The organism is Hymenobacter miniatus, assembly GCF_016427455.1.
In the GTDB taxonomy this organism is placed as follows: domain Bacteria; phylum Bacteroidota; class Bacteroidia; order Cytophagales; family Hymenobacteraceae; genus Hymenobacter; species Hymenobacter armeniacus.
Map to the genome: position 1 here is coordinate 1 of NZ_JAELXR010000016.1, position 24149 is coordinate 24149.

Annotated in this window: 22 protein-coding genes; 21 read left to right on the forward strand and 1 reads right to left on the reverse strand. The window is 62.4% G+C overall.

Features of this window, described 5'->3' with window-relative positions; all coding sequences use genetic code 11:
• The 17 genes from JAO73_RS19555 to JAO73_RS19635 form a co-directional block, all read left to right on the forward strand.
• A partial coding sequence (locus JAO73_RS19555) for a four-helix bundle copper-binding protein (protein WP_198978968.1) occupies positions 1-282 on the forward strand: 282 nt, incomplete at its 5' end.
• Between the two features lie 161 nt (positions 283-443).
• Complete coding sequence (locus JAO73_RS19560; protein WP_198978969.1) at positions 444-1070, forward strand: hypothetical protein; 627 nt, start codon at positions 444-446, stop codon at positions 1068-1070.
• 127 nt (positions 1071-1197) lie between these two features.
• Positions 1198-1407: a heavy-metal-associated domain-containing protein gene (locus JAO73_RS19565; RefSeq protein WP_198978970.1), complete on the forward strand. Its 210-nt coding sequence runs from the start codon at positions 1198-1200 to the stop codon at positions 1405-1407.
• A gap of 383 nt (positions 1408-1790) precedes the next feature.
• On the forward strand, positions 1791-2156 hold the full coding sequence (locus JAO73_RS19570; protein ID WP_198978971.1) for a DUF6799 domain-containing protein: 366 nt from the start codon (positions 1791-1793) through the stop codon (positions 2154-2156).
• Between the two features lie 30 nt (positions 2157-2186).
• On the forward strand, positions 2187-2777 hold the full coding sequence (locus JAO73_RS19575) for a hypothetical protein (RefSeq protein WP_198978972.1): 591 nt from the start codon (positions 2187-2189) through the stop codon (positions 2775-2777).
• Positions 2778-2801: 24 nt separating this feature from the next.
• The gene (locus tag JAO73_RS19580) at positions 2802-3221 is read left to right on the forward strand and encodes a hypothetical protein (RefSeq protein WP_198978973.1); all 420 of its coding nucleotides are present in this window, start codon (positions 2802-2804) and stop codon (positions 3219-3221) included.
• 52 nt (positions 3222-3273) lie between these two features.
• Positions 3274-3948, forward strand: a complete 675-nt coding sequence (locus JAO73_RS19585; RefSeq protein WP_198978974.1) for a hypothetical protein — start codon at positions 3274-3276, stop codon at positions 3946-3948.
• A gap of 66 nt (positions 3949-4014) precedes the next feature.
• Positions 4015-6093, forward strand: a complete 2079-nt coding sequence (locus JAO73_RS19590; protein ID WP_198978975.1) for a 2Fe-2S iron-sulfur cluster-binding protein — start codon at positions 4015-4017, stop codon at positions 6091-6093.
• 5 nt (positions 6094-6098) lie between these two features.
• Positions 6099-6860, forward strand: a complete 762-nt coding sequence (locus tag JAO73_RS19595; RefSeq protein WP_198978976.1) for a hypothetical protein — start codon at positions 6099-6101, stop codon at positions 6858-6860.
• Positions 6848-7654, forward strand: a complete 807-nt coding sequence (locus tag JAO73_RS19600; RefSeq protein WP_198978977.1) for a cytochrome c3 family protein — start codon at positions 6848-6850, stop codon at positions 7652-7654. The genes JAO73_RS19595 and JAO73_RS19600 overlap by 13 nt, the downstream gene beginning before the upstream one ends.
• 37 nt (positions 7655-7691) lie before the next feature.
• A complete protein-coding gene (locus JAO73_RS19605; RefSeq protein ID WP_198978978.1) occupies positions 7692-9020 on the forward strand; it encodes a family 1 glycosylhydrolase in 1329 nt (442 codons plus the stop codon).
• Between the two features lie 155 nt (positions 9021-9175).
• Positions 9176-9721: a hypothetical protein gene (locus JAO73_RS19610; RefSeq protein ID WP_198978979.1), complete on the forward strand. Its 546-nt coding sequence runs from the start codon at positions 9176-9178 to the stop codon at positions 9719-9721.
• Between the two features lie 87 nt (positions 9722-9808).
• A complete protein-coding gene (locus tag JAO73_RS19615; protein ID WP_198978980.1) occupies positions 9809-10135 on the forward strand; it encodes a hypothetical protein in 327 nt (108 codons plus the stop codon).
• Positions 10136-10161: 26 nt separating this feature from the next.
• A complete protein-coding gene (locus JAO73_RS19620) occupies positions 10162-10914 on the forward strand; it encodes an SDR family NAD(P)-dependent oxidoreductase (RefSeq protein ID WP_198978981.1) in 753 nt (250 codons plus the stop codon).
• Between the two features lie 60 nt (positions 10915-10974).
• Positions 10975-12357: an NAD-dependent succinate-semialdehyde dehydrogenase gene (locus tag JAO73_RS19625; protein WP_198978982.1), complete on the forward strand. Its 1383-nt coding sequence runs from the start codon at positions 10975-10977 to the stop codon at positions 12355-12357.
• 340 nt (positions 12358-12697) lie between these two features.
• Positions 12698-13855, forward strand: coding sequence for a DUF2231 domain-containing protein (locus tag JAO73_RS19630; RefSeq protein ID WP_317191259.1), 1158 nt, complete (start codon positions 12698-12700; stop codon positions 13853-13855).
• Positions 13856-13862: 7 nt separating this feature from the next.
• Positions 13863-16331 (forward strand): multicopper oxidase domain-containing protein, encoded by a 2469-nt coding sequence (locus JAO73_RS19635; protein WP_198978984.1) that lies wholly within the window; start codon positions 13863-13865, stop codon positions 16329-16331.
• Positions 16332-16809: 478 nt separating this feature from the next.
• On the opposite strand, the gene JAO73_RS19640 is transcribed toward JAO73_RS19635, so the two are convergent.
• Complete coding sequence (locus JAO73_RS19640; RefSeq protein WP_198978985.1) at positions 16810-17736, reverse strand: toxin-antitoxin system YwqK family antitoxin; 927 nt, start codon at positions 17734-17736, stop codon at positions 16810-16812.
• A 205-nt stretch (positions 17737-17941) separates the two neighbouring features.
• Here JAO73_RS19640 and JAO73_RS19645 point away from each other — a divergent pair, with 205 nt between their 5' ends.
• The 4 genes from JAO73_RS19645 to JAO73_RS19660 all read left to right on the forward strand — a co-directional run bounded on the left by JAO73_RS19645 (position 17942) and on the right by JAO73_RS19660 (position 24120).
• Positions 17942-19117: a DUF4856 domain-containing protein gene (locus JAO73_RS19645; RefSeq protein WP_198978986.1), complete on the forward strand. Its 1176-nt coding sequence runs from the start codon at positions 17942-17944 to the stop codon at positions 19115-19117.
• Positions 19118-19212: 95 nt separating this feature from the next.
• Complete coding sequence (locus JAO73_RS19650; RefSeq protein ID WP_198978987.1) at positions 19213-20325, forward strand: imelysin family protein; 1113 nt, start codon at positions 19213-19215, stop codon at positions 20323-20325.
• Positions 20325-21689, forward strand: coding sequence for an HTTM domain-containing protein (locus JAO73_RS19655; protein WP_198978988.1), 1365 nt, complete (start codon positions 20325-20327; stop codon positions 21687-21689). Before JAO73_RS19650 ends, JAO73_RS19655 begins: the two co-directional genes overlap by 1 nt.
• A 19-nt stretch (positions 21690-21708) precedes the next feature.
• Complete coding sequence (locus tag JAO73_RS19660) at positions 21709-24120, forward strand: TonB-dependent receptor domain-containing protein (RefSeq protein ID WP_317191255.1); 2412 nt, start codon at positions 21709-21711, stop codon at positions 24118-24120.
• Positions 24121-24149 lie beyond the last annotated feature (29 nt).

Genomic DNA, 24149 nt, shown 5'->3' on the forward strand with positions numbered 1-24149 from the left:
CATTGTGCTACTGCCTGCCTTAGTGAACAGGATGTGCAGATGATGGCCCGCTGTATCAGCATTGACCGCGACTGCGCTGACATCTGCGCCATTACCGCCCGCTTTGTGGCCCGCGGCTCCGAGCACGCCATGCACGTGATGCGCGAATGCGCCGAGATTTGCGGCATCTGCGCCGCGGAATGCGAGAAGCACGGCGCCCACATGCAGCACTGTAAAGAGTGTGCCGAAGCCTGCCGCCGCTGCGAGCAGGCCTGCCGCCAGGGTATGAGCACGGCTGCCTAGCAAACCCCGGATTGAAAAAGCCAGCCCGCACGATGCGGGCTGGCTTTTTTGGCTTTTGAGAGCGAGCAAATCATGTAAGTGGCCGGCGTAATCCTGTACCGCGTCCGCTTCGCCGACGGGTACTTTTGAGTGACTTCCGTGTATCCTCAAATCCCTCCATTATGACGTTTGGTCCTGCTTTTCGCAAGCTCATGCTCACGGCCCACATCACGTTTTCGGTGGGGTGGCTGGGGGCGGTGGCGGTTTTCCTCGCGCTGGCCGTCACGGGACTTACCAGCCACGAGGCGCCGCTGGTACGGGCCGCTTACCTGGCCATGGGCCTGAGCGGCTGGTTGGTGCTTGTGCCCTCCAGCTTCGCGGCCCTGCTCACCGGTGTGGTGCAGGCGCTGGGTACCCCCTGGGGCTTGTTCAAGCACTATTGGGTGGTGGTGAAGTTGCTGCTCACGGTAGCCGCCACGGTGCTGCTGCTGGTGCACATGCAGCCCATCAGCTACTTGGCGGAAGTAGCCGCCAAATCCGACCTGTCCTCAACGGAGCTGCGCGGCATGCGCTTACGGCTGATTGCCGACGCCGTGGCGGCCTTTGTGGTGCTGCTTGCGGCCACGACCATTTCCGTGTACAAGCCCTGGGGCCGCATCGGCAACTGGCTGCAGCAGCGCAACGCAGAACCGGGCGCAGTGGCGGCCCTGCCCACATCCCGGGGCCAGTACGTGCTGCTGGCGCTGCTGGGGCTGGTGGTGGTGTTTATCATCGTGCACCTGCTTGGCTGGGGCCTGGGGCACCACTAAGCGGTATCCGCGTCAAATCATGCAAGCCCACGGCGCAATTCTGTATCCTTCCCGGCGCACGGGCCGCTCCTTTTAGACGTTACCTACTTGAAACCGACCCGCTCGGCTTACCCTAACTCCTACTCTCATGAAAACCCTTCAGTTTAAAACCAATATCAATTGCGGCGGCTGCATCAAGGCCGTAACGCCCACCCTCAACCAGGAAGCCGGGGCCGGCAACTGGCAGGTGGATACCGCCAACCCTAACAAGATTCTCACCGTCAGCTCCGACACGCTCTCGGCCGAACAAGTGGTGCAGGCCGTTGAAAAGGCTGGCTTTAAGATTCAGGCCGCCTAAGCATCCGCGCTTCCTCTCATTGAAAACGCCCGGCCCTGCCGGGCGTTTTTGGTTTCGGGCCAATGCCAAGCCAACGGCCCGCCCCGCAGCTGCTTGGCTTACGCCGCGCGCAGAGCCGGCGGTGTTAGCACTGCCTGCACCGGATTACCACCTTTCTGGTAATTCAATAAGCTAACAGGTCTAATCGTGCAAATATGTGCTCATACAGTGCGCATTAGCTGATTAAAGTCATTGCACGGGGCCGCTAATGTCATGTCAGCGGGGGAAGGGAATGGTGAATTTTGCACCAGACTCTTTCCCTTCCGCCTCCCCCGTCCGGTTCAAGCACCGGCGGGGAGATGCAAGGGGCTGGAGCTTATCAATCAACCCCTTCTTTTTCAACCATGAACAAGCTCCCCATCCTTCTTGCCCTGCTGCTTATCACCGCAATTGGCAGCGCCGCGCAGGCCCAAACCGCGCCCATACACCAGCATGCCGCCGGGGCCAAAGCCGGGCAGGACTACATGACGATGCAGAACGGCAAAATGATGATGTCGCACGGCGGCAAAATGATGCCCATGACCAAAAACATGACCATGGCCGATGGCACCGTGTGCATGACCGACGGCACCTGCAAAGCGAAGGACGGCACCATCACCAAAATGAAAGAAGGGGACCACTGCATGATGATGAACGGCAAAATGATGGTTCATCCCGGCTCGGGCAAGCGTCCTATGAAGGGCGGCAAAATGGGCGACATGAAAATGTAAGCCGGCGCACGGCCTGCATTACCTATCCGCATGAAAACCTTTCTAATAGCCCTTTGGGGCATTTTCGCCCTGGCTTCTGCGGCTCGGGGCCAGTCCCCGCCGCTCGGCAGCGGACTGTACCGCTCGGCCGCAGACTTTCGCCAGCATCGGCTGGCGCTGGCGGTGGACTGCAAAACCGCGACCCACAAGCTGCGCCTGCACGAATTCAGCGGTAAGCCCACCATGACGGTCATTCACGGCGGCAAACCCTATCAGGTGGCGAAAGATAGCCTGTTTGGGTTCCGCGACTGCGACGGCCGCGACTACCGGTTTGCCTCCAATAACCAGCACTACCCCATCCTGAACCCGGGCGAGGAGCTGCTCATTTACAAGGTGGAGCAGCCCACCGTGGGCAAGAATCCCGGTTACGTGCACCTTTATTTCAGCCCCACGGCCGCGGCGCCCATCCAGCCCCTGACGCTGTTGGCCGTCAAAAAAGCCTTCCCGAGCAACCACCGGTTCCACGACCTGCTAGACGCGCAGTTTCAAGGCGGCGACATGGCTGCCTACGATGCCTTGCACCGCATGACCAAGCTCAACTGGCTGCTCCGCCAGAGCCAGCCGGCGACGGTCTCGCATTAAGCTAAGGGCGCATTCGCTACCGACATGAAGTTCGCTCCCTACTTCCCCACAGCCCTGGCGCTCGGGGGCCTCAGCCTGCTCGGGATGGGAGGCTACTTCCTGTTCCTGCGGCCGCCCTTGCTGCCCGAGGATGCCCGCTACCTGGGCACTTCCCTGCCCGCGCTGCAAGCGGCCGTGCCGGGGCTAGGGCGCTGGCTCCAGAAGGTGTTCTGGGTGCTGGGCGGCTACATGGCCGCCACCGGGATGCTCACGGTCCACGTCGCGGCTTCCTCCTTTCGGGCCCGCCGTCCGGGCACTTTTCCGGTGGTGGCGCTGGCGGGGCTCAGCTCGATTGGCTGGATGGCGACGGTGAATTTTCTGCTCGACTCCGACTACAAGTGGCTGCTGGCGGGCCTCACGCTGCCGTGGGTGGCCGCCTTGCTGCTGTACCGAATCGAGAAGTAACTCCCCGATTCGCTCATCTACGCTAAATAAGCCAGTACATTCCATCAACGCCATGAAAACGAACCAGATATACCTCATCCTCGCCGCCGGGGCGGCCGCTTTTCTCGGTAGCTGCGAGACCCAAAATCGCTCCGACCGCGACACTACCAACGCTGCGGCCCAAAATGAGGCCCAACTGGACCACGCGAGCGAGGGCATGGATATGATGCACCGGGGCATCGAGCTGGTGAAGTCCGGCAAGGAGCTCGTGGACCGGGGCCAGACCGCGCAGAACCGCGCCATGATGGGCCGGGGCATGCGGGTGGTGGACCAGGGCCTGGCTGTCATGAACGTCGCTAAAGACCTGCTGGCGAAAGAACGTCGCGCCGAAGCCGGGGAGCACAACATGGCCAACATGGCCGACGACATGGGCATGATGCACCAGGGCATGGGCATGATGAGCCAGGGCAAGGACATGGCTGGCAAAGGCATGGGCCCGATGGGCCTGGACTCGGCGGCCGTGCCGGGCATGATGGACGGCGACATGATGGCCAAAGGCATGGCGATGATGGACAAAGGCATGGCCATGGCCGACAAAGGCGCCGCCATGATGAAGGACGACCAGATGAAAAAGGACGCCATGAGCAAGGACTCCATGGCACAGGACCCGCCCATGATGGACGACGACAAGCCCATGACGGATAAGCCGATGAAGGACAAGAAGATGCCCATGGAGGACGATATGTAAGGCCGGCTCACCAGAGTCGCAACCTACCCTTACCAGGCCTACCCTTCCAGCCCTAGCCCCCGGACGATGATGTATTTCCGCGCTGCCATTTCCGTGCTGCTGCTGCCGGCCACGCTGCTGCTCACGCCAGCGCCGGCGGCCCGGGCACAATCCGAGCACGCTAGCCACCACCCCGACACGGCGGCAGGAACTGGTGCGCCGGCCATGGCCCCGGCGGGCGCCGCCAGCGCGCCAAGCGGCGGGGGTATGGCCGGCATGGGCAATGGCGCGGCCGGAGCGAAGCCCGGCGGCATGGGGGGCATGGAAGGCGGCATGGGCGAGATGATGCAGGAGATGACCAAGACGCCCGAAATGCCGCTGTATCCCACCATGATGCAGGACCCGGCCCCCGAGCAGCGCAGCAAAGCGTGTCAGTTGGCCAACGAGCGCATGCGGGAGGGCAGCGCCCTGTTAAATACCGGCCTGCAACGTTTCTCGGAAGCATCCGGCGGCCGGCGCCAGGACCTGGGCGCCATGCAGGACGCCACCGAGCAAATCCGGCGCGGGCAGGAGCTGCTGGAAAGTGGGCTGGCCGCGCAGCGCGCGCTGGCCGAAAACGAGGACCCGCGCGCGGCGGCCCTGCAGTGGTTCAACGTCGAGATGAACCTCACGCCCCGCTTCGCCAGCGAGCAGCCGCACGGGTTTTTCGGGCTAAACTGGTTTCACTACGTCGTGATGCTGACCCTGGCAGCCTTCATGGCCGCGATGATATGGATGTACTTCCACAAGATGCAGCGGGCCAACGCCCTGGTAGCCAAGCTGACGGGCGCACCAGCCGGGAGCACCCCGGCACCGGGGGCTGCCCCCCCCGGCGCTCCGGCGCCCGGCGCGGCCGTTGGCGTTGTAAAACCCGCCGGCACGTCCCCGCCGGCCGCTGCGGCCGCCAAGCCCGTTCCTCCTCCCCCCGGTGCCCCGGCTGCTGCCAGGCCCGGGGCGCCTTCCAAGCCCAACGCGTGGACGGGGACACTGCTCGTATCCGAAATCTTTGAGGAGACGCCCGGGGTCAAAACGTTTCGCCTGATTGACGTGGCGGGCGGGAAAATCCCGTTTGTGCAGCTGCCGGGCCAGTTTATTTCCCTCACGGTGCGGCCGGATGGCGAGCCCGTCACCCGCTCGTACACCATTGCCTCGTCGCCCACGCAGCCCGATTACTGCGAAATCACGGTCAAGCGCGAAGACCAGGGCGTGGTGTCCGGGTATCTGCACCGGCTGGTGCACGTGGGCGAGCTGCTGCAAATCATGGGGCCGGCCGGCCGGTTCACCTTCACCGAACCCGACGGCGACAGCGTCGTGCTCATCGCGGGTGGGGTAGGGGTGACGCCCTTCATGAGCATTATCCGCTACCTGACCGACCGTTCCTGGAAGGGCGACATCTACCTGTTCCTCACCTGCCGCGACCAGGGCAGCATCATTTTCCGCGAAGAGCTGGAATACCTGCAGCACCGCTACCCCAACCTGCACGTCTTCATTGTGTTGACGCGAGCGCAAGGAGAGCTGAAGGAGCCCTATCTGGGCGGCCACATCACCAAAGAGCTGCTCAACCAGCGCGTGCCGGAAATAGCAACCCGCCGCATCCACATCTGCGGGCCACCCAAGATGATTGACGCGGTAGCGCAGATGCTCAACGAGCTGGACGTTCCCAAAGGCAACGTCAAAACCGAACTCTTCGCCAGCCCCCCTCCGGAGCCCCCGGCAGCAACAGGTGGCGGCATGCCGCCGACTACTCCGCCAGGACCGGAGCCAGCGGGCCCGCCGCCCGCGCCTCCGCCCGAAGAACCGGCCCCCGCCGCCGGGCAAGAGCCGGCGCCACCTCCCGCCGCCGCCGCTGACGCGCCCGCCGCGACGGCGGCGGTTGTTACGTTCGCCAAATCGAACAAAACCGCCATCCTGACGCCCGATAAGTCGGTGCTCGAAGCCTCGGAGGACGTCGGCGTCAACATCGACTATTCGTGCCGCGTGGGAACCTGCGGCGTGTGCAAAACGCAGCTGCTGTCCGGCAGCGTGACGCAGGCGGTGCAGGATGCGCTGAGTGAGGAGGAAAAGCGGCAAAACATCATCCTGGCCTGCCAGGCCAAGGCAACGGAAGCCATTGCGGTGGACGCCTGAACGCTATGAAAAACGAACGAGCCCTGATGATTGCCTTACTCGTGCTGCAGCTGGTGCTGTGGCTGGGCTTTCTGTTTCATCAGGCGCCCCGCTTTGCCGGTAGCCTCACGGGCGGCGTGCTCGGCATGGCCGCGGCGGCGCTGCTGCTGGTGCCGCCGCTGCTCTATTCCGCCGTCAAGCGCATCGAGGTGGTTAAGCAGCTCATCACCCAGCGCGTGTCGCTGGGCACGCTGCTCACCTGGCACGTGTACACGGGCATCCTCGGGGCCATTCTGGCCATCCTGCACACCGGGCACCGCTTCGAGAGTCTCCTCGGCATCTGGCTGGTAGCGATGATGATGCTCACGGTGTTCAGCGGCTTCGTGGGGCGCTATTTTCTCGGGTATTCGTCCATGGAGCTGCGCGAAAAGCAGGACCTGCTCAACCGCCTTGCCACCGAGTACAACCAGTTGGTGGGGGCCCTGGCCCGGCAGCCCAACGCCGAAATAACCTACGCTGCCGCGCACGACCCGGCCGCGCACGCCTTCAACAGCTTCGTGGGCACCGCCCCGGCGCAGGCCAACGCCAGCGGGCCGCTGTCCGTGCGGGCCCTGCGCCTGGCCGAATCCATTGCCGACCTGGAATACGCCATTGAGACGCACGAAGTCCTGAAAAAGCGCACCGCGCGCTGGCTCTACGCCCACATTGCTACGTCGGTGGCGTTCTACTTACTGCTCGTTTTTCACATCTGGTCCTCGGTTTATTTTGGCTTGCGATGGTTCAACTAACCCTTAAGAACTGGGCGCAGCTGCTCGGCTTAACGGTCGGGGTGGTGGCGCTGCTGGTGGCCAGCCTTGTGGATTTCGGGATTCGCCCGCCCACGGTGGCCACCTGGCAGCGCCAGGTCAGACCGGGCCATTTGTCGGCCGCGCACGCCATGCTGGCCAGCAACTGTGCCGCCTGCCACACGCCCGTCATGGGCGTGGATGTGGCCAAGTGCATCAGCTGCCACGGCGGCAACAAAACGCTGCTGGCCCGCCAGCCCACGGCCTTTCACGCCACCATCGGCAACTGCGCCGCCTGCCACGGCGAGCACCAGGGCCGCAACGCGAACCTGCGCACAATGGACCACAAAGCCCTGGCGCGGGTCGGGATAAAATTTGTATCCGCCGGCAAGGAAACGCCCCAATACCTGCTCGACGAGCAGCTGCCCGCCGACCACCCGCTGCTCACGGCCCTCGAAGCCAAGCTCAACTGCGCCAGCTGCCACAACGCCAAGTTTGCGCCGCACTTCGGCCTGTTCGGCAAAAACTGCGCTTCCTGCCACGGCACGGCCCAGTGGACCATTCCCAAGTTTCAGCACCCTTCGGTGCTTTCCATCAGCTGCAACCAGTGCCACAAGCCCCCGCCCAGCCACCTGATGATGCACTTCGAGATGGTGGACAAGGGCGTGGTGGAGCAAGGCACCGTCGAGGACCAAATATGCTGCGGCGGCAATGTCCTGGTGGCGCAGTGCTACAAGTGCCACCAGACCACCTCGTGGAACGACATCAAGGGCGTGGGCTTCTACAAGCACCATTAGCAGCCCCGCTTTCCCTCACCATCCAGCAATCCTAGTTATGGGCCTTCAATTCCTCTTTGCCACGGGCATCGAAAACAGCAACCCCACCATTGACCACGGCAAGCAGCGCGTGGACGAGCTGGAAAAGTGCGGCCATTACCAGCGCTGGCACAGGGATTTTGACCTGGTGCAGGAGCTCGGCATCCGCTTTCTGCGCTACGGCCCGCCGCTGCACACCACGTTTGTGGGGCCGGGCAAGTACGACTGGTCGTTTGCCGACGCCACGTTCCGCGACCTGCTCCGGCGCGACATCGCGCCCATGGTCGACCTGTGCCATTTCGGAGTGCCCGACTGGATAGGCAACTTTCAGAACCCGGATTTTCCGGTGCTGTTCGCGCAGTACGCCAAGGCGTTTGCGCAGCGGTTTCCGTGGGTGCAGCTCTACACGCCCATCAACGAAATGTACGTCTGCGCTACGCTCTCGGCCCTTTATGGCTGGTGGAACGAGCAGCTGCGCAGCGACCAGGGCTTCGTGACGGCCCTCAAGCACATCGTGAAGGCCAACGTGCTGGCCATGCAGGCCATTCTGGAGGTGCGGCCCGACGCCATTTTCGTGCAGAGCGAATCGTCGGAGTACTACCACGCTGAAAACCCGGCCGCCATCAAGCCCGCCGAGGAAATGAACGCCAAGCGGTTTTTGTCGCTGGACCTGAACTACGGGCAGCGGGTGAACTCCGAGATGTACGAGTACCTGCTCGACAACGGCATGCGCCGGGACGAGTACCACTTCTTCATGCACAACAAGCTCAAACACCACTGCATCATGGGCAACGACTACTACAAAACCAACGAGCACCGCGTGGCCGCCGACGGCAGCACCAGGGCCTCGGGCGAGATATTCGGCTATCACGCCATCACTAACCAGTACTACGACCGCTACCATTTGCCCGTGATGCACACCGAAACCAACCTGTGGCAGGGGCCCAACGGCGACGAAGCCGTGAACTGGCTGCATAAGGAGTGGGCCAACGTGTTGCGCGTGCGCAACGACGGGGTGCCCATCGTCGGCTTCACCTGGTATTCCCTCACTGACCAGGTGGATTGGGACTCGGCCCTGCGCGAAAACAACGGCCGCCTGAACCCCGTGGGCCTCTACGACCTCGACCGCAACATCCGGCCCGTGGGCGCGGCCTACAAGCAGCTTATTGCCGACTGGAATCAAGTATTGCCCACCCAAAGCATGTGCCTGCAGGTGCCCATCGTGATGCCCAGCGAGCACAATTGCGGATGGGCTCAGAAGCAGCGCGAAGATGTGAGCGCTAGGCAAGTACCCCCCGCCTCCGGTGGGGCGCCCCCGCGACGCAAAGGAAAACCCGCCTGTGCCTGATAACCAAGTTGTAACAGGCTCCGACCCGTGAGGTTCGCATGACAAAAATCACGCGCTGAGGCATGTATTGTCATGGCAGCAACTGAACGGAACACGGAATTTTGCCCCATCCCTTTTTCTCACCGCTGGCGCCCGCGCCGGCCTCGAACCCAACCATGAAAAAAGACCTCTGCTTTCTCTCCCTGCTCCTTCTCACTGGCCTGAGCAGCGCCACCTACGCTCAGAACAAGCCCCAAACCACGGCCTCTACCAACGGCATGGCCATGATTCATCAGGGCATGGACATGGTAAAATCCGGCAAGGCCATGATGGACAAAGCAGAAGCGGCCCAGGACAAGCCGTCGATGGCTCGCGGCATGAAGATGATGGATAAGGGCATGGACATGATGGACATGGGCCAGGCCATGACCAAAAAAGCCCAGGGCACGATGCCCGCGGCCGGCATGGCGACCATGAACCAGGGCATCGACACCATGGGCAAAGGCAAAGCCATGACCAGCAAAGCCATGGACCCGGACCCGGCAATGAATATGGAGCCAATGGACGACGCCATGATGGACAAAGGCATGGACATGATGGAGAAGGGCATGGGCATGATGGACATGTGCTGCGGGGATAAAATGAAAAAAACCCCGATGCAGAAGGCACCCATGAAAAAAGCCCCCATGAAAAAGGCTGCCCCGATGGGCGACCATATGTAAGCCAGCGCCCGTCAGCGAGCGGCTTGTGCAGCGCCCGTCACCGACGGAGCCCCATCCCTCATTTCCTCACGCTCAACTTTAGAAATTATGCGCATCCCCTTTGCTGTTTCCAAGCACCTCTTTGCGACTGCCCAATTTCGTTTGGCTGGCTTTTGCATCGTGGCTTTCATCTCGTCGCTCGCCGTGGGCTGTACGGATAAAAAAACCGTGGACAACACCGGGAGTTCGGGCGCTGCCAATCAGGGCACCAACTTGTCCAATGAGCACGAAAACGAGGCTGAGCAAGAAAACGAAGGGGAGGGCATGGGAATGAACCACGGCCGCGCTTCTGCGGAGGGCATGGATACCATGCGGCGGGCCGGGCGCGCTCATTCCCGTGGCATGGGCATGATGGATAAGGAGCATCGTCGCTAACCCAACCATTCACCAGCTAACGGCTCATGGATAATTCACTTAAAGGAAAGACGGCACTCGTAACCGGGGCGTCTTCTGGTATCGGCAAAGCGGTCGCACTGCTCTATGGCCGGCACGGGGCGAACGTGGTGCTCTCGGACGTGGACGAAGCCCAAGGCCGCCAGGTTCTGGAACAGCTGACTGCCGCTGGGGCCAACGCCCGATTTTTCAAAGCCGACGTGGGAGACCCGCTGCAGTGCCAGGCACTGGTGCGGGAAACGGTTTCGGCTTTTGGGGCCCTCGACATTGCCTGCAACAACGCAGGCATCGGCGGCGAAATGAACCTGACCGCCGATTATAGTCTGGAAGGCTGGCAGCACATCATCAACGTGAACCTCAACAGCGTCTTCTTTTGCCTGAAGTACGAGCTGGAAATCATGCTGAAGCAGGGGGCAGGGGCGGTGGTCAACATGGCTTCGATTCTGGGCCAGGTAGGAACGCCTAACTCGCCGGGCTACGTCGCCGCCAAGCACGGCGTGGTGGGCCTCACCCAAACGGCTGCCTTGGAATACGCAGCCAGCGGCATTCGCATCAATGCCGTCGGGCCGGCCTACATCGATACGCCGCTGCTGGCGCAATTATCCCCGGAAACCAAGCAGCAGCTGGTGGGCCTGCACCCCATTGGCCGCCTGGGCAAATCCGAGGAAGTGGCCGAGCTGGTGCTCTGGCTCAGCTCCGATAAAGCCTCCTTCGTCACGGGCGCCTACTATCCGGTCGATGGCGGCTACTTGGCCAGGTAGGCGGACCAGCCGCACATCCCGGCGCACGGGGCATTCCTAAACCACTTCTTTCTTCCCATCATGCCCATTCAAACCATCAATCCGAACACCAACCAGACGGTCAAATCATTCGAAGAAATGACCGACCAAGCCGTGGACGCGGCCGTGGCTCAGGCCGTCATTGCCTTTGCGAGCTGGAAAAAGACCACCTACCCGGAGCGGGCCGCCCTGCTGCACCGCGTGGCGGACCTGATGCGGGCGCAAAAAGCGGAACTGGCGGCCACCATCACGCTGGAAATGGGCAAGCTCATCGCGCAGGCCGAAGGCGAAATCCTGCTGAGCGCGGACATCCTGGATTACTACGCCGACCACGGGGCGCAGTTCCTGGCCGACAAGCCCCTGGAGCCCGAATACGGCGAGGCGCTGGTGCGCCACAGCCCGGTGGGGGTGTTGCTGGGAATTGAGCCGTGGAACTTTCCTTTTTACCAAGTGGCCCGGTTTGCCGCGCCCAACCTCATGGTGGGCAATACCGTGTTGATTAAGCACGCATCCAACGTCCCGCAGTGCGGCCAAGCCCTGGAAGCGCTGTTTGTGGAGGCCGGCGCCCCCGCCGGCCTGTACACCAACCTGCTGCTGTCGGGCAAACGCGCCTCGGCGCTGGTCTCCGACAAACGCATCAAAGGGGTATCGCTGACCGGCAGCGAAGACGCCGGGGCCAGCGTGGCCGCCGAAGCCGGCAAATACCTGAAAAAGTCGGTGCTCGAACTAGGGGGCAGCGACGCCTTTATTATTCTGGAAGATGCCGACCTGGACAAAACGGTGGAGTGGGCCGTGGTGGGCCGCATGAACAATAACGGCCAGTGCTGCGTGGCCTCGAAGCGCTTCATTGCCGTCGAAAGCATTGCCGATGCGTTCCTGGCCAAGTTCAAGGACAAGCTGGCGCACCTCAAAGTGGGCGACCCCATGGACCGCACCATGGAGCTGGGCCCGCTGAGCAGCGAGGCGGCTGCCGTGCAACTGGCCGACCAGGTACAGCGCTCCGTCGCGGCCGGTGCCACCGTGGTGCTGGGGGGCCAGCGTCTTGACCGGCCGGGCGCCTTTATGGCCCCCACCATCCTCACGGACCTGAAGCCCGGCATTCCGGCCTATCACGAGGAGCTATTTGGCCCGGTAGCCTCTTTTTACCGGGTAAAGGATGAGCAGGCGGCCATTGATTTAGCCAACGATTCCACGTTTGGCTTGGGCGGTTCGGTGTTCACGCAGGACGAGGCGCGGGGCCGGCGGGTAGCCGACCAACTGGACACCGGCATGGTGTTCATCAACCACCCCACCTGGACGCAAGCAGATTTGCCATTTGGCGGCACCAAACGGTCGGGCTACGGCCGGGAGCTGTCGGAGCTGGGCATCAGCGAGTTTGTGAATAAAAAGCTGATTCGCGTCAGCGCCCTCACCGACCCGTTTTAAAAGCGGCTATCGTCCACAACTGTTACCGCTCCGTTTCATTGCCTGACCATTTAGGTCGCACTGGAGCGGAGCCTAGCTTCTTTGACTCGCACAGTACGCCTCGCAGAGCGAGGCGTACTGGTGTAAGGCTGACTATGAGTCTTCAATTTGAAGGCAATAGTGGGAATTATGTAATGCGGACAGGGTAATAGCAGCAAACATTAAGGGGGCCAGGTGGCGTATGGGAGCGTAAAGTGCTGGCCCGCGCATTCCACATGGGCCTTTTGGCCGCGCATTGCTTTTCAGGAGTTTAGGGGTGGGCACAGCTCACCTGCTAACCGCCACCTATATCAGGCACTCTATGTTTTCAGATTTTCCCAACCTGCATCCCTTGGTGGTGCATTTGCCCATTGTCCTGCTCCTGCTCAGCGCCGGCCTGCAGGCGCTGAACGTGTACAAGGACTGGCCGCCGGTGAAGTGGATTACCATGGGGGTGATGGCCGGCGGCTTTCTCGGGGCGCTGGCGGCCAGCACCATCTTCCACGCCATGCCCATGGGCTTGGCACCCCGGGCCGCCGCCGTCTTTGAAGCGCACGAAAAGTTCGCCAGCTACACGCTCTGGCTTGCGGGCATCAGCCTGCTGCTGGCCGGCATCGGCGCTTTTTTCAAGATTCAGCGGCGGGCCTACGAAGTACTGGTGCTGGTTTCGGCCGTGGCCACGGCCGGGGTGTTATCGGTGGCCGGGCACCGTGGAGCGCAGCTGGTCTATGTCGAGGGCGTGGGGCCGCAGGGCCGCCTGCTCGATAAAAGCCATGGCCACGGGGGTGGGGAGGCCATGCCTGGTATGGAGATGGAAGCCGATACGCACGACGAGGCGGCAGGGACCGACGACCACACCAAGGACCAGGCGCCCGCTTCGCCCCATCCAGACGCTGCCCCGGGCTCCGCTGCTATGCCCGGCATGGAGATGAGCACGCCCGCCTCCGGTAAAAAGGGCAGCCGCACTTCCCCGGGTACAATGGATAACATGGACATGCCAGCCGGCCAGCCGGCAGACCAGAGCCGGCCGACTGCCCCGAAAAGCGCCATGAAGGGCATGCCCGGCATGAATATGCCCGCCTCAAAGAGCACGCAACCCATGCCCGCGGGCATGGATATGAGCCGCCCCGCCAAGCAAAAATCCATGAGTGATATGCCCGGCATGGCGGACATGCCGGGCATGAGCAAACCGCCGGCTGGCGCTAGAATGCCGGCAAAAGCCAAATCCGGCAGTGAAGGCATGTCGGGCATGGGCAACATGGCGGACATGCCCGGCATGAAGACCGCCAGCCCCAAAAAGTCGGCGCAGCCGATGCCGGCGATGGGAAATATGAAAGACATGCCCGGCATGGAAAAAGGCCAGGCCATGCCCGCAACGGGCACCATGCCCGGCATGAGCATGCCGGCCAATCCGATGGATAAGTTCCGCTTTGAGGACAACAACCCCGCCCGGAACAAACCCAGGACCGATAAACAATAGCATACTGATGAGATTATTCGCCTGCCTACTCTTTTTGCTCAGCTCGCTGCCCCTGGCGGCCCAAATGCCCCAGCACCAGGCCATGCCCAAGGGTAGGGAGGCCAACGGCATCGCCACACCGCCCCCGGACCAGGACCTGCGCGGCCACGTGGTGGCGCCCCGTACCACCCACGCCGGCCACCGGGTCGAGTACGACCTGTACGTGGACGAGCGCCAGGTGAACTACTCCGGCAAAACCCGCCTGGCCATCGCCATCAACGGGCAGATTCCGGCGCCCACGCTGCGCTTCACCGAGGGCGACACGGCCATCATCCGGGTGCACAACCAGATGGGCGTGGAAACCAGCATCCACTGGCACGGCATCCTGCTGCCCAACCAGTACGACGGCGTGCCTTACCTCAACACGGCTCCCATCGAGCCGGGCGGCATGCACACCTTCACGTTTCCGCTCATTCAAAGCGGCACCTACTGGTACCACTCCCACACCATGCTGCAGGAGCAGTCCGGACTCTACGGCTCCATCGTCATTCAGCCCAAGGAAGTGAAGTATGAGCTTAAAGAGTACGTATTGGTACTTTCCGACTGGACCGACTACAAGCCCAAGGAGGTGCTGCGCTACCTCAAGCGGGCCGGCGAGTGGTTTGCCGTGCAGAAAGGGGCCACGCAGAGCTACGGCGAGGCCATTGCCGCCGGCTACTTCAAGGACAAGGTGAAGCAGGAGTGGCAGCGCATGCCGGCCATGGACCTCACTGACATCTACTACAACAAGTTCCTCACCAACGGCCGCGAGAAAAGCTACTACCCCGACGCCAAGCCCGGGGAAGTGGTGCGCCTGCGCGTCATCAACGGCAGCGCCTCCTCGTATTTCCACCTGCAGTACGCCGGCGGGCCCATGCAGGTCATCGCCGCCGATGGCATCAACGTGGAGCCCTTCCCGGTGTCCAAGCTCGAAATTGCCACCGCCGAAACCTACGACCTGCTGGTAACCATCCCGCCCGCGGGCGCGGCCGAGCTGCGAGCCACCGCCAACGACATCACCGGCTACTCGTCCAGCTACTTCGGCAGCGGCGAGCCGATGAAAGCGCCCGATTTGCCGCGCATCAACTACTTCCAGATGATGCGTGAGATGGGCAGCATGGGCAACATGACCGGTATGGATATGGGCGGCAACGGCCAGATGGCCCCCACGGGCGGCGGCATGAAGGGCATGGATATGAAAGGGGGCGGTGGGGATATGAAGGGCATGGACATGCAGGGCCAACAGCCAAAACAGGCGGCCGACCCCGCCATGAAGGGCATGGACATGAAAAACGGCACCATGCCCGCCAGCACGGCGCCCTCGCCCCAAGACCGGCCGATGAACGAGCAAGAGAAAGCCGGCAAAAGCATGGGCACCATGCAGGACAAGGGCAGCATGGCCGGTATGGACATGGGCGGCGGCATGGCCGGCATGAGCATGGGCGGCAGCAGCGGCGACTTCAACTACAACCAGCTGCGGGCCCTGCACCCCACCACGCTCGATTCCACCCGGCAATGGCGCGAAGTCAAGCTCACGCTCACCGGCAACATGCTGCGCTACCTCTGGTCGTTCGACAACAAGACCTTGTCGGAAGCCGATAAAATCCCCATCCGCCGGGGCGAGAACGTGCGCATGACCTTCACCAACCTGACCATGATGCGCCACCCGCTGCACCTGCACGGGCACTTTTTCCGCATGGTGAACGCCCAAGGGGCCTACTCGCCCATGAAGCACACCTTCGACATCCCGGCCATGGGCACGGTCACCATCGAGTTCGAAGCCAACGAGGAGCAGGACTGGTTTTTCCACTGCCACATCCTCTACCACATGATGGCCGGCATGGCCCGCATCGTGAGCTACGACGCCAGCCCGCAGAACGAGTACGCCAAAGGCAACTACCGCATGCTCAAGCGCGAAGACAACGCCGTGTACCCGTGGTTCGACCTGTCGGTGCATTCGCAGGGCGCTTTCTTGGAGGGCAACCTTTCCAACAACCGCAACGCGTTGGAATTTGAGGGACGCGTGAACTACCTGGGCAACTACGAAACCGAAACTCACCTGCTGCACTACCTCGACAAGCGGCAGCTCTGGGCCGGCTTCGTCGGCTATGACTTCCGCGACAACAAAACCCTGCGCTCGGCCGCCGACACCGAAGGCGGCAACCGCCGCACGACGGAAAACAACCGCAACTTTCGTCGCCAGGCGGAGGTCGGCGTGTACTACCTGTTGCCCATGCTGGTGCGGGCCGAGCTGCGCACGGACCTGACCGGCCAGGCGCGCCTGCGCCTGGAACGCCGCGACCTGCCCCTGAGCAACAACGTGTTCATGGACATCAGCGGCAACACGGACCGCGAATTCACCATCGGCTTCCGCTACATGGTCAGCAAGTACGCTTCGCTGAGCACCAACTACGACAACCAGTACGGCTGGGGTGCCGGTCTCACCTTCCACTACTAGGCGGGGGCATCTTGTGGGGCAGCTCGCTTATACGACTCCCCGAAAGCATTGCATAGTTTATTGGCAGGCAACTTAGTAGGGCTGATTCCCCGATTACGCAGTTAAGCCGGCCGTGAGAAACTTGAGGGAGTGCCGGCACCGGCACTCCCTTTTGCTACGGGAATCCGGCGGCCCTGAAATCAGCCCCATAGCGCGACCTTTCATGCACCCTGAGGAATTTGATTACCTGATACGCCGCGCAGCGCAGGCCGTTAGGCCTTCCTCGGAAGCTGAAATTGAAGGGGGCTGGCAGCAGCTGCTCACCGCCTCGGCCAAGATGAACTCTGGGATGAGCCGGGAGCGGCGCGCGCTTATCTGTGTTGACCTTCCCGGCCCGCATGGCCGGTTATCAGCAGTTGAACGCACCGATACCAATTCCCTAGCAGGCCGGCTACCGCAATAATGCGCATGAAAGCAGCCGGAGGGGCACTTCTGGCCCTTACTTACAAGCCTGCACCAGGGCACTGACGCTTAGCGTAGCCGTCGCGTCGGTGGTGTAGTTGTCGTTGTTCACGCACACGAAGAGCCGGCGCGTGCCGGGGGGCAAGGTAATGGGGCGCGTTTCCTGGGGCGTGTTGAGCGCCGCCCGCAGAATAGTTTTGTCTTGGCTGATAGTGCCCTTGGTATCCAGGAATTGCTGGGCGGCGTCCTCGTCCGGCGTAATGTACCAGTGGCACTTGGTGCTGACGGTAGGCGGGGCGTTGTTGCCTTGCTTCACCAACGCCGAGGCGGCGGTTCCTAACAAAGCCGGGGCCGCGGCGCCGCCGCTGCCGGCAACGGCCGCCACGGCCAGGGCCGTCGACCATGATACCGGGGGCTGGCCTTCGTCCCGCACATCGAGCTTGTACACAATACCCACGGTGCCGTCCGGAATATCCACCGTGAACACCTTGCGGCTAGTGTGCATGCAGTTGCTGCAGTGAATGGTGGCATTGCTCAACGGCAGGGCCTCGACCATCTTGGAACCGCACTTGATTTCGCGCCCGTCGGGGCGCCAGCTGCGAAAGTCGGCCTGCTGCACCCCATTTACATAAGTCCCGCGGAAACTGACCTGGCCGTTCTCATGCCAGCCGCAGCACAGCCCGGTGGGTTTGTCGGGCTTCTCCGCAGCCATCTTACCCTCCCATTGCTTCTTCCACGAAGGGTAGAAGTAGTCCCGGACGGTGCCCACCGTTTTGCCGGCCTCGTCGTGGCGCGCCACGCGGGCGTAGCTGACTTCCTCCAGCGTTTCGGTGCGTTCCCAGTCGCGGTCAAAGTATACCGTGTCGGCCGGCGGAAGGGTGACGGCCGCCGGTTTGGGCCGCTGAGCCAGCGCGGGCAAGGAAACGAGCAGAAATAGGGTATAGAAAGCGTAGCGTTTGGCCATAATAAGTGAATTGGCTGGTAGGAGAGAGGATTTCGCAGGGTAAAGGTAAACCCTTGCGCGCTGCCACCAAACCCTTGTTGCTGGCTCATCAATTTGATGAATAATGACATATATGCAGAATACTTATTTAGACACCTTATAAAAAAACTTTGACCTTATTTGGAATAATTACAAATAAGGTCAATACCTTTGAGGCATCAATCCCATGTCTCTCGTTAACCCTGTTCCCATGACGTTTAAGTACGTTCCCGCTGCGCTGCTGGCCCTCGCTTTTGGCTTCACTTCCTGTGACAAGAATGACGCAGAGTCGGTGCCGGCCCTGCGCACCAAGATGGACGCCAGCACCCTGACGGCTTCTTCCAAGTACACGGAATCATTCAAAGACGCCAGCGGGCAGTCGACGGTGGATTTGACGAGCTCCAACCAGCGTTTGGACATGTTTTCAGAGCTGAACTCCTACATGGCCCTGGTGGCCGTGGCCGCTCCCGCCACGCCCGCTACCCTGGACGTAACCAAGCTGCGCGGCTACTACACCAACACCGGCGGCTACTTCACCGGCACCGGCCTGAACGGCTCGGGCCTGACCCTGCGCACCACCACGGCGGCTTCGTTTCCGGCCACCAACGCCGAAACCGTGCGCACGTATGTTGATACCAAGCTGACTCAGCTGGCCACCGCCAGCCAGTCGGTGAACAACGTGGCCACGCCCGGCACCGCCGGCCGCCTGGGCCGCTACCTGGTGGATGGCAACGGCATCGAGGTGAACCAGGTGATTCAGAAAGCCCTGATTGGCGCCCTGCTGCTCGACCAGATTGACAACGTGCTGCTGACCGACAATGCCCTGAAAGCCAACAACAGCAAGGTGGTGGACGGCAAAGCCTACTCCGAGCTGGAGCACAACTGGGATTTGGCCTACGGCTACCTGACCAGCAACGCCATCATGACCACCGACATTAACCTGACGCCCCGCGAGCGGTTTCTGGCCAGCTACCTCAACGAAAAAAACCCCACCGCTTCGCCAGCCGTGTACATGGCCTTACTGAAGGGCCGCGCGGCCATCGTCAACAACGACGCGGCGGGCGTGAAAACGCAGGCCGAGTTCATCCGCACGGAGCTGGAGAAAACCATTGCCCTGGCGGCGGTGTCTTACCTGAGCAACTGGAAGTCGGCTTCCACGCTGGACGTGAAAGCCCACGCTTTGGGCGAAGGCCTGGGCTTTGTCTACTCGCTGCGCTTCTGCACCAAGTACGGTGCCGATGCGGCTTTCTCCGATAACCTGCTCACGGGCCTGACCTCGGGAACCAGCGGTACCTGGAGCCTGACCAACGCGCAGGCCGACGTGGCCATCAACGCCATCAAGGCCAAGTTCAGCATTCAATAACTTTTGGCCCGCTTAGCGTAAGCGGACCCAAGGCCAACGAATCAGGCAGCTCCGGCGGCGTGGTCCGTTGGCCTTCGCCACGAAAAATTGCCCCGATGAAAAAGACCGTTTTGTTTGCCCTGCTGCTGCTCTTCACGGCGGTTGGCATCTTTAGCTGCCAGAAGACTACGGGCGATGACGCGCCCACCCCGGATACGTCCCTGGACCGCAAGGCCCTGCTCACGCAGTGGGCCGACAGCTTGGTGAAGCCCGGCTACCAGCGCTTCAACGACAAGCTCGCGGCCCTCAAAACCAAGACCACGGCCTTTACGGCAGCCCCGACCACGGCCACGCTCGTGGAGGCCCGCCAGGCCTGGCAGGCGGCCTACCTGGAATGGCAGAAAGTGGAGCTGTTTGAGTTCGGCCCCGCCGAGTCGGTGAGCCTGCGCAACCACTTCAACATCTACCCGGCCGACGTGACCGGCATCAACCGCAACATCACAACCGGCAGCTACGACTTCGAGGTGGCCACGGCCATTCCGCAGCAGGGCTTCCCCACGCTGGACTACCTGCTCAACGGCGTCGCCGGCAGCGACGCGGCCATCGTGCAGCAGTACGTGTCCTCGGCCAACCACCGCCGCTACCTGACCGACGTGGTGGCCAAGATGGACCAGACTTTCGGCACCGTGTATTCGCAGTGGACCGGCTCCTACCGCGACACGTTCGTCAACAACGCCGGCACCGACGCCAGCAGCTCCCTTTCGCGGGTTATCAATGCCTACTCGCTTTACTTTGAGCGCTACCTGCGCGCCGGCAAGGTGGGCATTCCGGCCGGCACGATGAGCGGCACGCCCCGGCCCGAAAAGATTGAGGCCTACTACCTAAAAGGCGCCCTCCCGCTGCAGCTGGCCACCACGGCCCACACCACGGTGCAGCAATTCTTCAACGGCCGCGCGGGCCGGCCCTCACTCAAAAGCTACCTCGATGCGCTCGGTGCCAAGGACAGCCGCACGGGCCAGAGCCTGACCAGCATCATCAACGCGCAGTTCGGCGTCTCCTTCCAGCAGCTCAGCTCGCTGGGTCCTGATTTGTTCACCACCATTACGGCCCGCAACGCCGATGCCGTTACGTCTTATAATGAGATGCAGAAGGCCGTGCGCCTGATTAAGGTGGACATGACCTCGGCCCTGGGCGTCACCGTGACCTACGTCGACAACGACGGCGACTAATGGGGGAAGAGCTCCGGCGCTACTTTCTGGCTGATACTTCTGCCGCTCCACTGGCCACGTTCCGCGTGGCCTTTGGCGTTTTGGTGCTAGCCAGCGTGGTGCGCTTCTGGGCCAAGGGCTGGATTGCGGAGCTGTATCTGAAGCCGAAGTTCTTTTTTCCCTACTACGGGCTGGAGTGGGTAAAGCCCCTGGGCTCCTACACGTACGGGCTGTTCGTGGTCTGCGGGGTGTGCGCCTTGCTGGTGGCCCTGGGCTGGTGGTATCGCACGGCGGCGGTGGGCTTGTTTTTGAGCTTTACTTACATCGAGCTCATGGACAAGAGCACCTATCTCAACCACTACTACTTCGTGAGTTTGGCGGCTTTTCTGCTCGTGCTGCTGCCCGCCGGCCGGTATTTTTCCGTGGATGCACACCGCAACCCGGCGCACTTCCGCAGCCAGGTACCCCGCTGGACGGTGGACGCGCTGCGCCTGCTCGTGGGCATCGTGTACTGCTACGCCGGCCTGGCCAAGCTCAACTCCGACTGGCTGCTGCACGCCATGCCGCTACGCATCTGGCTGCCGGCCAAAAACGACTTGTGGCTGGTCGGGCCGCTGTTCAACCACGTGTGGGTGGCTTACGCCTTCAGTTGGTTTGGCGCGTTTTATGACCTCACGGTGCCCTTCTTTCTGCTCTACCGCTCCACCCGGGCCTGGGCCTACGCCGCCGTAGTGGTGTTTCACGTGCTCACAGCCGTGCTGTTTCCCATCGGCATGTTCCCCTACGTGATGATAGTGGCGGCGCTGGTATTTTTCCCGGCCGATGCGCACGTACGGGCCCTGGCCCGGCTGCGGCGCTGGGTGCTGCGCACGCCGGTGGCGCCCCGGCTTGCCCAGCCGCTGGTGTACGCGCCGCGCACCAAGCAGGCCCTGCTGCTGGTGCTGGGCACTTTTTTCGTGGTGCAACTGCTGTTGCCTTTTCGCTACCTGCTCTACCCGCGCGAGCTATTCTGGACCGAGGAAGGTTACCGCTTTTCCTGGCGGGTGATGCTGATGGAAAAGATGGGGCAGGTGCAGTTCAAGGTGGTTGATAGCCAGACCGGCTGGGCCCGGCTCGTCAACAACGACGAGCACCTGAGCGTGCTGCAAGAAAAGATGATGAGCACGCAGCCCGACATGCTAGTGCAGTTTGCCCATTACCTGCGCGCCTATTACGCCCGCCGCGGCGTGCACCAGCCCAAAGTTTACGCCGATGCCTACGTGAGCCTGAACGGCCGCCTGGGCAAAAGCTTCATTGACCCCACTGTGGACCTGGCCCAGGCGTCTGATGACCTACGGCCCAAGTCCTGGATTTTACCCTTTGACGATGAGATTTCCGGTTTATAGCGTTGCCCTGGCAGTGAGTGTGCTTACCTCCTTTTCGGCCCTGGCCCAGCAGGCCAGCCTGCAGGGCCGGGTGCGCGAGGCGGATACCAACCAGCCCGTGGTAGGCTGCGAAGTGTACGTGCGCGGCTCCCGCCAGATTGCCCGCACCGACTCGGCCGGCCTGTTCACCATCGCTAAACTCCCGGCCGGACGCCAGCAGCTGCAGTTTTCCTCCATTGGCCACGAGCCCTTCAGGACCGAAGTGGACGTGCCGGTGGACGGCGGCATCGTCGACTTCACCCTGACCCGGCGGCAGCGGCAGCTGCAGGAAGTGGTGGTGGCTGCCCCGCAGAGCCGCTTCGGGCCGCAGCGTCTGCGTGAGGTGGAGGGAACGGCCATCTTCGCAGCTAAAAAGTCCGACGTCATCGTGCCCGATAACCTGGTGGCCAACCTGGCCACCAACAACGCCCGGCAGGTGTACAGCCGCGTGGCCGGCCTTAACATCTGGGAAAGCGACCAGGGCGGCCTGCAGCTCAGCATCGGGGGCCGGGGCCTGGACCCCAACCGCACCAGCAACTTCAACGTGCGCCAGAACAACTACGACATCTCGGCCGACGCGCTGGGCTACCCGGAAAGCTACTACACGCCGCCCGTGGAAGCCATCAAGCGCATTCAGCTGGTGCGCGGGGCGGCCTCGCTGCAGTACGGCACGCAGTTCGGCGGCCTGCTCAACTTCGAGCTGCGCGCCCCCGAACCCGACAAAACCGTCTCGGTAGTCTCGCGGCAGACGGTGGGCTCCTACGGTTTTTTCAACTCCTTTAACAGCGTGAGCGGCACGGTCAAGAAGCTGAGCTACTACGCCTTTGCCCAGTACAAGCGCGGCGACGGCTGGCGCCCCAACTCCCACTTCGACTCCAAGACGGCCTACGCCAACGTGCGCTACCAGTTCACGGAGAACTTCAAAGTCGGCGCCCAGGTCACCCACATGGACTACCTGGCCCAGCAGCCGGGCGGCCTGAGCGACGCGCAATACGCCCAGAATGCGCGCCAGAGCAACCGGGAGCGCAACTGGTTTGCCGTGGACTGGAACCTGTTCAACGCCTCGGCCGACTGGAAGCTCAGCCCCCAATCCAATATCAACGTGCTGGCTTTCGGGCTACGGGCCACGCGCAAGTCCCTGGGCTTTCGGCCCAACCAGGTGGCCCTGCCCGACAACGATACCTACCTGCGCGACCTGATTACCGGCGAGTTTCAGAACTACGGCGTGGAAGCCCGCTACCTGAACCGCTACGCGCTGGGCAGCAAAAGCGGCGTGTTGCTGCTGGGCACGCGCTACTACCACGGCTACAACCACAGCGTGCAGGGGTTTGGCCCCACGGGCCGGGGTGCCGACTTCCGCTTCGTGGGCCCGGAAGGGGTGACGTTCGCCAACGGCTTCTCGGACTTCGAGTTTCCCAACCAGAACGTGGCTGTCTTCGCCGAGAACATCTTCTACCTCAGCGACAAGGTGTCGGTGACGCCCGGCATACGCTACGAGTACATCCGCACGAAATCGCAGGGCACCTACGGCAACGTGATTCGCGACAACGCCGGTAACATCGACGCCATCACCCAAAAGAATGAGGAGCGGCTCAGCCCGCGCGGCTTCGTGCTGGGCGGCATCGGCGTGAGCTACAAGCCCGTGGAAACGCGGGAGCTCTACGGCAACATCTCGCAGAACTACCGCTCCATCACGTTCTCGGACATGCGCATTGCCAACCCCTCGGCCGTCATCGACCCCAATTTGCAGGACGAGCGCGGCTACTCCGCCGACCTGGGTCTGCGCGGCGAGCAGGGGCAGTGGCTGACCTACGACGTGAGTTTATTTGCCCTGCAGTACGGCAACCGTATCGGCGAAGTGCAGACCTACGACGCCGCCGACCGGGTGCTGCGCCGCCGCAGCAATGTGGGCCGGGCCCTGATTCTGGGCGTGGAGTCCTACGCCGAAGTCGACCTGCTGCGGGCCCTGTTCCCCACGGCCGAGCCCGGCCGCTGGTCGCTGGCCACTTTTGGCAACCTCGCCCTGATTCGGGGGCGCTACACGCAAAGCGACATTGCGGGCGTGAAAGGCAACCCGGTCGAGTTCGTGCCGGATGTCAACCTCAAGGCTGGTACCCGCGTGGGGTTTGGCCCTTTCAAAGGCTCGCTGCAGGCCACCTACTTGTCCAAGCAGTATACCGACGCCACCAAGGCTGAGCTGGGCGGCGTGTCGGCCGTGGTAGGCCGCATTCCGGCTTATACCGTGCTCGATGCCTCGGTGTCGTGGGAGCGGCGCTGGCTCAAGCTGGAAGGCAGCGTGAATAACCTAGCCAACGCCATCTACTTCACCCGCCGCGCCACCGGCTACCCCGGTCCGGGCATCCTGCCCTCCGATGGGCGCAGCTTCTTTGTGACGGCGGCCGTGAAATGGTAAACGGTATCTTCGCGGGGGCAATCATCCCC

Coding starts and splice junctions, on each gene's coding strand:
- JAO73_RS19560 (WP_198978969.1), top strand. CDS start 444: ATGACGTTTGGTCCTGCTTTTCGCAAGCTCATGCTCACGGCCCACATC.
- JAO73_RS19565 (WP_198978970.1), top strand. CDS start 1,198: ATGAAAACCCTTCAGTTTAAAACCAATATCAATTGCGGCGGCTGCATC.
- JAO73_RS19570 (WP_198978971.1), top strand. CDS start 1,791: ATGAACAAGCTCCCCATCCTTCTTGCCCTGCTGCTTATCACCGCAATT.
- JAO73_RS19575 (WP_198978972.1), top strand. CDS start 2,187: ATGAAAACCTTTCTAATAGCCCTTTGGGGCATTTTCGCCCTGGCTTCT.
- JAO73_RS19580 (WP_198978973.1), top strand. CDS start 2,802: ATGAAGTTCGCTCCCTACTTCCCCACAGCCCTGGCGCTCGGGGGCCTC.
- JAO73_RS19585 (WP_198978974.1), top strand. CDS start 3,274: ATGAAAACGAACCAGATATACCTCATCCTCGCCGCCGGGGCGGCCGCT.
- JAO73_RS19590 (WP_198978975.1), top strand. CDS start 4,015: ATGATGTATTTCCGCGCTGCCATTTCCGTGCTGCTGCTGCCGGCCACG.
- JAO73_RS19595 (WP_198978976.1), top strand. CDS start 6,099: ATGAAAAACGAACGAGCCCTGATGATTGCCTTACTCGTGCTGCAGCTG.
- JAO73_RS19600 (WP_198978977.1), top strand. CDS start 6,848: ATGGTTCAACTAACCCTTAAGAACTGGGCGCAGCTGCTCGGCTTAACG.
- JAO73_RS19605 (WP_198978978.1), top strand. CDS start 7,692: ATGGGCCTTCAATTCCTCTTTGCCACGGGCATCGAAAACAGCAACCCC.
- JAO73_RS19610 (WP_198978979.1), top strand. CDS start 9,176: ATGAAAAAAGACCTCTGCTTTCTCTCCCTGCTCCTTCTCACTGGCCTG.
- JAO73_RS19615 (WP_198978980.1), top strand. CDS start 9,809: ATGCGCATCCCCTTTGCTGTTTCCAAGCACCTCTTTGCGACTGCCCAA.
- JAO73_RS19620 (WP_198978981.1), top strand. CDS start 10,162: ATGGATAATTCACTTAAAGGAAAGACGGCACTCGTAACCGGGGCGTCT.
- JAO73_RS19625 (WP_198978982.1), top strand. CDS start 10,975: ATGCCCATTCAAACCATCAATCCGAACACCAACCAGACGGTCAAATCA.
- JAO73_RS19630 (WP_317191259.1), top strand. CDS start 12,698: ATGTTTTCAGATTTTCCCAACCTGCATCCCTTGGTGGTGCATTTGCCC.
- JAO73_RS19635 (WP_198978984.1), top strand. CDS start 13,863: ATGAGATTATTCGCCTGCCTACTCTTTTTGCTCAGCTCGCTGCCCCTG.
- JAO73_RS19640 (WP_198978985.1), bottom strand. CDS start 17,736: ATGGCCAAACGCTACGCTTTCTATACCCTATTTCTGCTCGTTTCCTTG.
- JAO73_RS19645 (WP_198978986.1), top strand. CDS start 17,942: ATGTCTCTCGTTAACCCTGTTCCCATGACGTTTAAGTACGTTCCCGCT.
- JAO73_RS19650 (WP_198978987.1), top strand. CDS start 19,213: ATGAAAAAGACCGTTTTGTTTGCCCTGCTGCTGCTCTTCACGGCGGTT.
- JAO73_RS19655 (WP_198978988.1), top strand. CDS start 20,325: ATGGGGGAAGAGCTCCGGCGCTACTTTCTGGCTGATACTTCTGCCGCT.